This window comes from uncultured Jatrophihabitans sp. (assembly GCF_964246335.1).
GTDB lineage: Bacteria > Actinomycetota > Actinomycetes > Mycobacteriales > Jatrophihabitantaceae > Jatrophihabitans.
In genome coordinates this window covers 21,688-32,261 of the sequence record NZ_CAXTQF010000041.1, presented here as the reverse complement: position 1 = coordinate 32,261, position 10,574 = coordinate 21,688, and the positions used below count along the sequence as shown (strand labels likewise).

Sequence of the window (10,574 nt, the reverse complement as noted above, 5' to 3'; positions counted from 1 at the left end):
GGGGGGGGGCCAGGGGGGCGCCACCGCCGTCCGGCGTCTGGCCGGGGGTGGTGCAGATCCGGCTGGCGCCGTACTCCTACGACGTGGTGGACAACCTCGGCCGCCGCTCGCCGCGCCGATTGATGGGCCTGCGTGATCCGCTGCCCGGCGACCCGTTCACCTCGGCGGTGGGCCGCGCCGTGGGCGAGGTGCTGTCGGTGACGCACGAACAGCAGCTCACCGGCCGCATCGCCGGTGCCGTCATGTCCTACGTACTCGAGCCGCACCACCGGGGCAGCCGACTACTGATGAAGATCGTCAGTTCGCGCTACCGGGCCAGCGCGCCGCTGCTGTCGGTCGGTGATCTGGTGATGGCGCGGCGCCAGCTGCTCAACCTCAAGGCGCTGGCCGAAGATGCGTGGAGCGGGTGACGGGAATCGAACCCGCACTATCAGCTTGGGAAGCTGATGTTCTGCCATTGAACTACACCCGCAGACGCCGACGAGGCTAGCACGTGGCCCCGGAAACACGGGCCTACAAGGGTCTGCGATGATCTTGACTGAGGTACGGAATTGATCTTGCTGTGCGACCGCGTGCGATAGCGAATCTGACGTATGGCCCGAGATCGACCGACGAGCAGGTAGCGAAGGCCCGAGATTCTGGGGATTTCAGAAGCGCCGGTGCGGGACTGTCAGCTCGGATAGCTGGATGTCTTCGCGTCGGTGGTCGCCTGAGCGGGCAGGTCCATCCACGCCGCGGTCAGCGCGGCGCCACCGCGACCGCGACCGCGACCGCCAGATTGACGCGACCTGCAAGATGATCGTGTGCGCGTCGTCGGCGTCTCAGTCACCGCCGGAGTCATCTCCGTCGTGACGCTGCAGTCCGCAGCCTCCACGGGTCTGCTGGCGACACCGGTCGAGGGATCCAGTGACCGTATAGAACGCAACACCGGCCTCGATGAAGCACGGCAGCTCGTCGACTTGACGCACCGTGTCGAGAGCTATCTCGCGTCGCAGCGACCCGAGAAGGTCGCGCTCGCACGAACTCGCAAGTTTGGCACTCTGTCTTACACCGATGCCTATGCGCGCGTGACTGCCGTGTGCGCTGTCATGGCAGCCTGCGTGGCGTGCGAGGTCGCCTTTACGGAGGTGAGCACCGAAGCAATCGCTGCCCGACTCGAGGGGGTGCAAGCGAAGGCCCTTGGCAACACGCCACACACGCTGTTCGGCTACAGCGCCCGCCCCCCGCATTGGCGCAATGATGGTGTCGCACAGGCTCACGGCGCGGCAGCCACACAGATCCCACGATCGCAACCCGACGCAGACGTCGGTGACGACAGTTCCATCGACACTGGTGCGGGGGCCGATGGCGACGGCACGGATGATCGATCATGAGCTCGCCAGCCGAGGACCCGTGGGTGGCTCGAGGCCGCCGCCTAACCCTCGACTTCGAGTGTTTGCAAAGCATTCCCGAGGGCATCAACGAGGTCCGTGTTTGGTGGAGCGACCTACTCAACTGCGAACAGGTCGGCAAGCGCGTCGACCTGTCGTTGCTGGAGGAGGAGACCCTCCCCGAGGCGGCGACTCTCGTTGCTATTGACCACCGCAACGTCGTACCGGTCAGGACTGCCGCCGAGGTGTCGGGGTATCCGCCACCGATGCGCGTCATCGAGATCGTCACGCCGTATTACCCCCGCGGCAGCGTCACGGACGCCTTGCTGCGCGGCGAGACCTTCACCTGTAGCCAGGCGGTAGGTATAGCGCAGGCCACGCTGCGCGGCCTCGCCTGCCTGCACCAAGTCCACAGCATCCTGCATCGCGACATGAAAAGTGGGAATGTTCTGCTCACCGGCGACGGGTCGCAGGCTCGCGTGGCCGATCTCGGGCTGGCCGCCAAGATGGGCGACGACGCGACCGCCCAGTCAGCGATGAACCCAACTCTTTACACCCCGCCGGAATGGATCACCGAGGGCCGGGTGAGACGTCAAAGCGACCTGTACCCCGTCGGGCTGATGCTTCGGGAATTGGTCGCAGGCCCATTCCCTTACGAGGAGTACACGACGACGCACGTGACCGATCGGCTGGCCAGAATGCAGTCGCCCCTGCGCGGCAAGGACCTCGTGCTACCGCCGTGGACGCCGCGGGGTCTTCGCCGCGTCATCACCAAGGCCGAACAGCGAGACTGGCGGTCCCGGTACGCAACGGCCGCAGAGATGGACAGCGCCTTATCCAGAGCGACCGTTGCAGAGTGGCGTCAGGTCGGCCCACTACGGTGGGAGGCTCCGCGTCTTCACTACGCAGAGCAGAAAGTGGCAGTTGAAGGGCGGACCATGCGCGGCGGACAGTTGCGCTTGTCGAGCCTTCAGTACCGAACTCAGTGGCGACGCATCGAGCCTGACGTCGACGTGGCCTCGGTCGACTCCGTCGACGCACATAGGGTTTTCGACAATCTGACCGCCGTGGCAGCTAGGCGCTGACCCGCCGACAGAGCTGCTGCCGCGACGGCAGGCTCGACCGATTGCCACAACGCGTCGACCTCGCTGCGACCCTCGGCAGCGACCTGCCAGCGCGCAGCCCGCCCCACGCCCGCGGGTTCGACAAGTCCTGCCCCAAGCAATGTTTCGATCACCGGCTGCAGCGCAGCCGCAGTGACCCCGCGCCCCGCCCGCTTCGCTGTCGCGAACAGTCGCCGACCACCCGTCCGCTGCGTCCGGCTCATCGCTACTTCGACCGCTTCGACCGCAGCGACCAGACCCCACGGCGCCCTCGGGATCGAACCGCCGACGCCGTCGTCCGCGGCGTCAATCACCAGCACCAGCAAGGTAGGCAACGTCAGTTCCAGCGCCGCGCGATGGCCCTCGGCGGCTAGATTTGCGAAACTTTGTTGCATCTATTGAGAGTAGGGGCCACCCCTGACAACGGGAGAGCGCCATGCCGCAGGACGAGCCACGTCGTCGCGGTCGACCTGCTCGTGCGGAGCCGGCGCGCGGAACGGGGTATCGCTGTACCGATCCGGTGCGCCGCCAGCTCACCATCGCTTCCGCATTCCTCAATGAACCGAACCTACAAGGCGTCATCGATCGCGCAGTTCGCGAATATCTTGCGCGCTTGCACGACAACCTGCCCGGATTTGCCGACGCGACCGCCGCAGCAGAACGGACTGTAGCCGGCGGGGCGGACAACGTCACCGAGCTGCGCGGGAAACGTACCTGACCCCGCTGCGCCCGCCGCGAGAGGGTGCTAGTCGGACAGGCCGGCGCCTGGGTAACGCTGTCGCGATCACGGTCGTGTCGCAGGTGCCTCTATCAGTCCATATTCCGGGGCAGTCTGCCTGGTGCGCATGTTCGGCCGGCCGCGGTCTGCTGGTTCATGAGCGGAACCAAGTTGCCGAGACTTGCGACCAGCCTATGACCGCCTGCAGTACAAGGCGCTGTCGGACCCCGACTCATGCATGCGTTTGGCCGATACCCCAACAGGGTGCGGGTTGGCGTCGGAGCCCTGTGGACAGCACCTCGTTCCCTCGGTTCGTGACCCAGTTTTCGGGCATGCCGACATGGTGGCGAGTCCCCTGGGCGGGTTCTCGCAGGTTGAGGTCGTTGACCTCGCGGTGGGGCTGGAGGACCAGCCCGCTGAGCTAGCTCAGCGGCTGCGCCACGCGCGGATGATCTTCACCAGGCGAGCGCTGGGGCGCTCGCTCGGGGCGAAGATGACCGCGGCCACGAGCAGCACTATCGGCAAAGCGACGAGTGCGGCCGTCATGGCGGTCCTTTCGGTGACGGGGTACGACGCGGACGGTCTGACTCCTTCTGTCGGGCAGCACGAACCGGCCGATCCACGGGAGCGAATCGGCCGGTCGGGTGTGCGCGGAAAGAAGCCCAGCCTGATGTTGCTGGGCATGACGGAGGCCCCGGGACTATGTCCGCGGGGCCTGATTTTGGGTGTGCAAGACACCCACATGTGCATCAAAGCAGGTCTCGGCACGGGCGAGAAGCCGACACGCCAGGCGCGGGGCTGCCTGTCGTGCGGCCAGCACGTTCCGGACGGTGCTGAGTAAGTATCCCTGTGGGACCAGTGACTCGAGCGATGAAGCAATGCCCGGTGGCCCTCAACTGGTCGTCGAGCAATTCGATGACGTCATGTGCCGATAGGACATATATGAACATTTTTTCGAAACTGGTCGGGTCCGTGGGGATTTACCTGGCCACCAACCTGCTTCACGGTCCGGCCGCTGTCATCGTCCTGGTCATCGTGCTGACGGCCGTCGCCGTGGTGGTCGTGTTGACGGTCATAGCCGCCTTCTCGTCGAAGGTCAACGCCCGCGTGGCCGAGCTGCTGTACGCGTGGCGCGGCGAGCGCCCTCGCGGGCCGTGAAGCGCGCCTAGGGGCCGTGTTGCGGCGAGTCCAGCAAGATCGCCGCGCGACAATAGAACCAGTGCCCACCCGTCATTGAGACCTGGGTCACAACTTGGGGGGAAATGGCGAGGGTCGCACCTACGAAGGAGCGTCCCGTGCGGTTGGGGGCGTAGACGGCAGTCGGAGAGCGCAATGTGCGAAACGCTCCATCGTTGGAGGGACCAGCATCGTGGGCGGAGGCGACCCGCAAGGGTTCGGTGACTCCGGGCTCACGCCTGCTCACCTACAACACGAGACTGATGCCCTCGAACGCGACGCGCCAGCGCTGCGCGAGCAGGCCCGGCGCATCGACCGTCTCGCCGGTGACCGCGACCTGATCGGTCGGCTGCGGCGCAGCAAGTTCGCCGGTTTGGAGTGGGACGAGGCCGCTGGCGAGCTCGTCAAGTACTCGCTGGCGGTGCTCCAGCCCTGGATCGTCCGCGGCATCATTTTCGATAAGTGCGCCGAGAAGGGGCGAGCGGTCAAGCGTCCGCCGTTCGACAACGCGATCGACGCCGCCGAGGCCTTGTCCATGGCCGGCGAGGTCATCACTAAGGCCCTGGGCAGGTTTCGCACCGATGTCCTGCTGCCGGGTCTACGGGAATGGTTCGCCTCGCTCCCACCGACGGCGTGGGACGAGATCGACCCGGACGTCACCGGCTCCAGCGGGCTGCCGGTCGACGACTTCGCGGTCCAGCGGGCGACCAACGACATCGCGCTGCGCCTGGTGCGCAACGACGACGCCCGCAAGGCGTTCGTGCTTACCAGCTTCGGGTATACGCAGCCGCAGATCGCCGACAAGCTCGGCACAACGACCAAGGCGGTCGAGCGGATGCTCGCCTACGCCCGCGAACAGGTGGCCAAGGGCAGGAGACCGGCATGAGCAACGTCAAGCGCACCACCAGTTCCATCAGCGGCGCCATTGAACGGTCGTCGTTGGGCACCCGTAAGGCCAAGGCGAATCGGCGCACCGTCTCGCAGTCCACGGCGTCGAAGATCGTGGCGGCCTCGAGCGCGTGGACATCGAACCGAAAGTCGGTTGGGGGCAAACGCGGCTGAGTCGACCTATATGTAGGTGTGGCTGGTCAACTTCGACCGGACATGTGGTGGGGCTCGGATGGCCCCGGACCCCACCAGTAGAGACGACCTGTTCGGTCAGCACATACATCGCTCACCGTAGCTACGCCGCACCGCCGGCGACGCAGCAGGCGCGTTCACCAGGAGGTGGATATGGCCAAGTCAGTGAACCGTTCGGCTTCGTCCGGACGCTTCGTCAGTCGCGCAACGGTGGCTCGGTGGCCCGGCAAGACCACCACCGAGCGGGTGGGCTCGGGCACGAGCAACTCCCGGGCGGTCACCCGCTCAGCCACCAGCGGTCAGTTCGTCACCACAGCGACCGGCCGGCGCAACCCCGGCGGGACGATCACCCAGAAGGTGTGAGTCCCGGCCAACCAGAGGGGCCCCGCAGTCGCCTGCGGGGCCCGTCTGGCATTCGTAGTACACCACCGCCACCGCGTGCTCATGCCGTTCAGCGCCACCACGCTGAACGGCGGCCAGACCGACGATCCGATGAACCCGTTACTGACTTTAGTTAGCTTTATCTGAACTAGATAAACCTGAATAAAGTCGATAAGGTTGCCCGCGTGGACCCGATCCGGAATCCGTACACGCCGAACGCCGGCGCGCAACCTCCCGCCGTACTTGGTCGCGACGTTCAGCTTCAAACTTTCGACATACTGTTGCGGCGCCTAAGCGCCGGGCGCACCGAACAGTCCATGATCATCACAGGTCTCCGCGGCGTCGGCAAGACCGTGCTCCTTGGTCGATTTCGAGGCACCGCCCAAGAACTCGGCTGGGTCGTGGTCGAGCGCGAAGCGTCCAAGCACGACGACGACCAATTCCGAAAGCAGATGGTCAGCGCCATTCGCACGTCATTGTTCGAGATGTCGCCCAAGGCTCGCTGGGGCGACCGACTACAACGCGCTGCTGCCGTGCTGAAGTCCTTCAGTATCTCGGTCGACCCGAGCGGCACACTCACGGGTGGCATCGATGTTGACGCCGCTCAAGGTTTCGCCGACCAGCAAGAGCTCCAATCTGACCTCACCGACCTACTCGTAGCGGTGGGCGAAGCCGCGAAAGATACGAGCAAGGGCCTCGTACTGCTTTTTGATGAGGTGCAGTTCCTCTCGACCACGCAGCTGGAGGCGCTCATATCAGCGCTCCACAAAACCGTCCAACGCGGGCTCCCTGTGACGATGGTCGGCGCCGGCCTGCCGCAGATCGCAGAGCTGGCTGGCGACGCGAAGTCCTACTCAGAGCGTCTGTTCAAGTTTCCTCGAATTGGCAACCTAGACGATCAAGATGCACGCGCCGCCCTTACTGAGCCCGCGCAGGCCGAGGACGCCGATTACAGCGACGGCGCCCTCAATCTGGCGCTCGAGGTCACTGGCGGCTACCCGTATTTCCTGCAAGAGCTCGGATACGCCGTGTGGGGCGTCGCGGACGGCCCCGTCATCACCCGGGAGGACGTTGCTTTGGCTGTCCCCACCTACGAGGCGAAGCTTGACGAGTCCTTTTTTCGCGTGCGGCTAGACCGGGCCACCGAGATGGAGCGCATTTACCTCCGGGCGATGGCCGAACTGGGACCTGATGCGCAGAGGGCGCAGGACGTAGCTGGCGTCATCGGGCGTAAGTCAACACAGATGGGACCAACGCGCGCTCAACTGATCAACATGGGCCTGCTGTACACGCCTGAGCACGGCTACGCCGCGTTTACCGTGCCGCACTTCGACAAGTTCATACGCCGAGCTATCCCGGAATTGATTATGCCGCCCGAGAGACGCAGGGCACCTCGACAGACGGGCTGAAGCGTGCGCCGCCGGTCCTACAGCGCTCATGCCGATGGCGCCCGTGGCCGCAGCGAGAAGAGCTTGGGCGCAACCTGTCCGCCGCACAGATTCGATCTCATAGGCCGGGCATCCCCGTGCGATAGCCGTGCGACAAGCGGCGGTATTTGGCGGTCAATCACAGTCATCCGCCGACTCTTCAGATGCAGCAGAAGGCGGCGGAATCATTGGGAATCCGCGCCTGATCATCTTTAGACGCCGGATTTCGGAAGCTGATGTTCTGCCATTGACTACACCCGCGAGCGCGCTCGACCCTACCCGAGCGTTGCCGCCGCAAACCTCGGAATGGTCTCAGCAGCCGTCCCCGCCGGTAGGCGCGTATCCGGAATCAACGTCAGCCGAGGGCTGCCGCTGATGCGGACGAAACAGTCGGCGCAGGTGCGCAAGCGTGCACATTCGCTGCGGTCAGCTGGCCGCCAGCTCGATGCGATTGCGGCCGCCTTCCTTGGCGGCGTAGAGCGCGCGGTCGGCGGACTGCAGCAGCGTGTCGAGACCCTCGCCGGAGCGCGGATAGACGGCCACGCCGACCGAGACCGAGACGTCGGTGAGCGTCGTCTGCTCGTCGAGGTGCACCCGCAATTCAGCGACGGCCCGCCGCACGCGTTCGGCGACTGCGAGGACCAGCGGGTGCGACGCGTTGGGCAGCAGCACCACGAACTCCTCGCCGCCGAACCGGCCGAGCGAGTCGGTGGACCGGACGACGTCGTCGATGGCTGTAGCAATGTGCCGCAGCACCTTGTCGCCGGCCAGGTGACCGTGGGTGTCGTTGACGAGTTTGAACCGGTCCACATCGATGAGCAGCAGACCGACCTGCGCCTTGGCCTGATCGGCGCGAGCGAGCTCGGCGACGGCGACCCGGCGCCATGCCTGGGCGTTGTAGACGCCGGTCTTGGCGTCTGTGGTGGCGGCCACCTCGAGATCACGCGCGAGCACACTGCGCGCAACCAGCAAGGTGATCGGCACGACCGCGACCGAGAGCTCCGGCATCACGACCAGCAGTACCGCGTTGATCGCGCCCAGCCCGAGCGTCGCGAGCTCCAGCCCGTTGTCCGACCAGCTGCCCAGCACCGACTCGACGTTCCAGGTGCTGATCGACAAGCCGGGGATCGCGATCAGTGCCGCCACCACGAAATAGGCGGCGGCCGCGGTGAACACCGGCAGGAACCCGCGGAAACCGTCGTGCGTCGCCGCCGCCACGCCGGACCAGCCGCTCGCGGCGAGCACGCCCCGGCTGATCAGGCAGGTGACGACCACCAGCGACGCGTTGAACGCCGTGCGGAACGGCGGCACCCGCCGGATGCCGCGCCAGCTGCGCGCGGCGAGATGCGCGTACAGCGCCACGACGAGGAGCGCGATGAGCTGCACGGGCAGCAGCAGCACTCCGGCGAAGGTCCAGACCGAACTCATGTTGACGTGCGGCGTGGCCGCGAGCATCCGCCGGGTGCGCTCTATCTGGCGGGCGAGCTCCGCCTGGACCACGCCGAGCACGACCAGCCCGCCGACCAGCCGCCAGTCCGACGAACGCGGTGCAGCGTGCGCGGACACGACGGTCGCGACGACGGCGGCCGTCTCGATGAGCAGCGCGTAGCCGATCAGCCGCCGTCGTTGCCGCCACAGGGCCCAACGTCTCGGATTGACCGCATTCGGGACGGACACCCGCACACGCGATGTCCGACTCATCCCGTTTGCTCCCGATTTCGGCCGACCGCAACGACGAAGCGTCACTCCCGATGCTGCCCAATCAGTGGCACTTCACATTCATTGAACGCGAGATGGTCATCAATGGGAAGCGACGCCGGTGTCGTCGGTCATCGGTGTCATCGCCGCACCGGAAGGAGACTGCCATGAACCAGGGCAACCGCGACACCTGAACCGACCTTTCTGGTCGAACCGCCCCCCCGACTGCGACAGGAGATCGACGTGTCCAACCGCGACACCTGAGCCGGAAACCGGCCCGATCGTCAGCCCCCCGACCCCGATTGGAGATCGACGTGTCCAACCGCGACACCTGATCCGCTTACTTGCGTTGCCGCCTCGGGCGGCAGCCGACGAGCCCGTGCCCAGGCCATCGCGACCGGGACCGCCACGGCGGCGCCCAGCCCTCCTGCGATTGCGATGGCCGGGCCGGCTCCCGTCACGTCGGCGAGCGCGCCGAACGCGAGCGCACCGACGCCCTGCACCGTGATCAGGCCCGACGACAGCAACCCCGAACCGTGCGCCCGGCGCTCGTCCGGGAGCCGACGCACGAAGCTGACCGTCGCGGTGATCGTGTAGCCGGTCGCTGCGGCGCCGCTCGCGGCGAACAACACCATCGACACCGGCAGCGGCGGCTGCACGGCGCACCCGACGAGCGGCAACCCGGCGGCGACGCCGAGCAGCCCGATCACGCGTCGCTGGGTGGGCTCGGCCACCCACTTCCCCCAGACGATGCCGCCGAGCACGGAGCCGACCGGATCCGCTGCCATGATCGCGCCGACGGTGAGCGCGCCGCCCCCGAGCGCTGCGGCGTAGGGCGCGGCCAACGCCTCGGGCACCACGTAGAAGCCGGCCAGCCAGCACAGGCCCAGCAGTGGCCGCAGCACCGGATCGCGCCAGACCAGCACCGTGCCGGCCCGCACCGCCGCGGCCACCCCGACCCCGGGCGCCTGCGCCGCCGGACGCGCCCGCACGCCGAGCACGAGCACCAGGGCCGAGCAGCCAAAGGTCGCTGCGTCCGCGGCCAATCCCACCGACCCACCGGCGGCCGACACGAGGACACCGCCGACGGCGAAGCCGACGAGCTGGGCCGTCTGGCTGGAGATGCTGCGCACCGCCATCGCCGGCGAGTACAGCGCGTCCGGGACCACCGCGGGCAGCAGCGCCTGCTGCGCAGCTTTGAACGGCCCGTTGACCAGCGCGGTTGCCGCGACGAGGACGAGCAGCAGCCACAGCGGCGTGCCCGGCACGGCCGCCACGCCGATCAGCACCGCGCGGACGAGGTCGGCAACCACCATCACCGTGCGTCGCGCCCACCGGTCCCCGATGCCGCCGAGCAGCGCTCCGCCGAGGAAGGACGGCACGAAGGTGAGCGCGTAGCCCAGGCCGGTCAGCGCAGCGGAGTGACTGCGCTCGAACACGACGACCGCGAGGGCGACGCGAGCCAACTGGTCACCGCCGACGGACAGCACCTCGGCCGACCACATCGCCCGGAATTCGGGCACGGCGAAGACCGCACTCAGACGCGAGCCACCACGCGTCGAGGGATCGGGACCGGCCACCGGCGCTCCTCGTTGATCGCTCGCACACTCTAGAGCGCACG

The 10,574-nt window shown here is 66.9% G+C and carries 12 protein-coding genes and 1 tRNA gene; 10 read left to right on the top strand and 3 right to left on the bottom strand.

From position 1 onward, the window contains the following. The coding region (locus tag ACFFCN_RS12605; RefSeq protein ID WP_375492091.1) for a polyketide cyclase at positions 1 to 410 on the top strand (410 nt) is incomplete at its 5' end. On the opposite strand, the gene ACFFCN_RS12600 is transcribed toward ACFFCN_RS12605, so the two are convergent. Further along, a tRNA-Gly gene (locus ACFFCN_RS12600) sits at positions 399 to 472 on the bottom strand. The genes ACFFCN_RS12605 and ACFFCN_RS12600 overlap by 12 nt on opposite strands. Before the next feature lie 331 nt (positions 473 to 803). On the opposite strand from ACFFCN_RS12600, the gene ACFFCN_RS12595 reads away from it, so the two are divergent. The 9 genes from ACFFCN_RS12595 to ACFFCN_RS12555 all read left to right on the top strand — a co-directional run bounded on the left by ACFFCN_RS12595 (position 804) and on the right by ACFFCN_RS12555 (position 7,237). Next, complete coding sequence (locus ACFFCN_RS12595; RefSeq protein ID WP_375492090.1) at positions 804 to 1,373, top strand: hypothetical protein; 570 nt, start codon at positions 804 to 806, stop codon at positions 1,371 to 1,373. Then, positions 1,370 to 2,455, top strand: coding sequence for a protein kinase (locus ACFFCN_RS12590; protein ID WP_375492089.1), 1,086 nt, complete (start codon positions 1,370 to 1,372; stop codon positions 2,453 to 2,455). Before ACFFCN_RS12595 ends, ACFFCN_RS12590 begins: the two co-directional genes overlap by 4 nt. A gap of 454 nt (positions 2,456 to 2,909) precedes the next feature. Next, a complete protein-coding gene (locus tag ACFFCN_RS12585; protein WP_375492087.1) occupies positions 2,910 to 3,191 on the top strand; it encodes a hypothetical protein in 282 nt (93 codons plus the stop codon). Between the two features lie 340 nt (positions 3,192 to 3,531). Beyond that, positions 3,532 to 4,032, top strand: a complete 501-nt coding sequence (locus tag ACFFCN_RS12580) for a hypothetical protein (RefSeq protein WP_375492085.1) — start codon at positions 3,532 to 3,534, stop codon at positions 4,030 to 4,032. A gap of 44 nt (positions 4,033 to 4,076) precedes the next feature. Further along, a complete protein-coding gene (locus tag ACFFCN_RS12575) occupies positions 4,077 to 4,349 on the top strand; it encodes a hypothetical protein (protein WP_375492083.1) in 273 nt (90 codons plus the stop codon). 211 nt (positions 4,350 to 4,560) lie between these two features. After that, on the top strand, positions 4,561 to 5,253 hold the full coding sequence (locus ACFFCN_RS12570) for a hypothetical protein (protein WP_375492081.1): 693 nt from the start codon (positions 4,561 to 4,563) through the stop codon (positions 5,251 to 5,253). Next, positions 5,250 to 5,429, top strand: coding sequence for a hypothetical protein (locus ACFFCN_RS12565; RefSeq protein WP_375492079.1), 180 nt, complete (start codon positions 5,250 to 5,252; stop codon positions 5,427 to 5,429). Before ACFFCN_RS12570 ends, ACFFCN_RS12565 begins: the two co-directional genes overlap by 4 nt. Before the next feature lie 171 nt (positions 5,430 to 5,600). Further along, entirely contained in the window at positions 5,601 to 5,810 is a 210-nt protein-coding gene (locus tag ACFFCN_RS12560; RefSeq protein ID WP_375492077.1) for an ABC transporter ATP-binding protein, read from the top strand. A gap of 203 nt (positions 5,811 to 6,013) precedes the next feature. Then, positions 6,014 to 7,237: an AAA family ATPase gene (locus tag ACFFCN_RS12555; protein WP_375492076.1), complete on the top strand. Its 1,224-nt coding sequence runs from the start codon at positions 6,014 to 6,016 to the stop codon at positions 7,235 to 7,237. A 444-nt stretch (positions 7,238 to 7,681) separates the two neighbouring features. Here ACFFCN_RS12555 and ACFFCN_RS12550 read toward each other — a convergent pair whose 3' ends face one another. Both ACFFCN_RS12550 and ACFFCN_RS12545 read right to left on the bottom strand, forming a co-directional pair. Next, positions 7,682 to 8,932 carry a GGDEF domain-containing protein gene (locus ACFFCN_RS12550; protein ID WP_375492075.1) on the bottom strand — a complete coding sequence of 417 codons (1,251 nt, stop codon included), beginning with the start codon at positions 8,930 to 8,932 and terminating at the stop codon, positions 7,682 to 7,684. 305 nt (positions 8,933 to 9,237) lie between these two features. Further along, complete coding sequence (locus ACFFCN_RS12545) at positions 9,238 to 10,533, bottom strand: MFS transporter (RefSeq protein WP_375492073.1); 1,296 nt, start codon at positions 10,531 to 10,533, stop codon at positions 9,238 to 9,240. Between the last annotated feature and the right edge of the window lie 41 nt (positions 10,534 to 10,574).

Bases quoted from the DNA above. Each gene is read 5' to 3' on its own strand.
- ACFFCN_RS12590 (WP_375492089.1), top strand. From the start codon at position 1,370: ATGAGCTCGCCAGCCGAGGACCCGTGGGTGGCTCGAGGCCGCCGCCTA.
- ACFFCN_RS12585 (WP_375492087.1), top strand. From the start codon at position 2,910: ATGCCGCAGGACGAGCCACGTCGTCGCGGTCGACCTGCTCGTGCGGAG.
- ACFFCN_RS12580 (WP_375492085.1), top strand. From the start codon at position 3,532: ATGGTGGCGAGTCCCCTGGGCGGGTTCTCGCAGGTTGAGGTCGTTGAC.
- ACFFCN_RS12565 (WP_375492079.1), top strand. From the start codon at position 5,250: ATGAGCAACGTCAAGCGCACCACCAGTTCCATCAGCGGCGCCATTGAA.
- ACFFCN_RS12560 (WP_375492077.1), top strand. From the start codon at position 5,601: ATGGCCAAGTCAGTGAACCGTTCGGCTTCGTCCGGACGCTTCGTCAGT.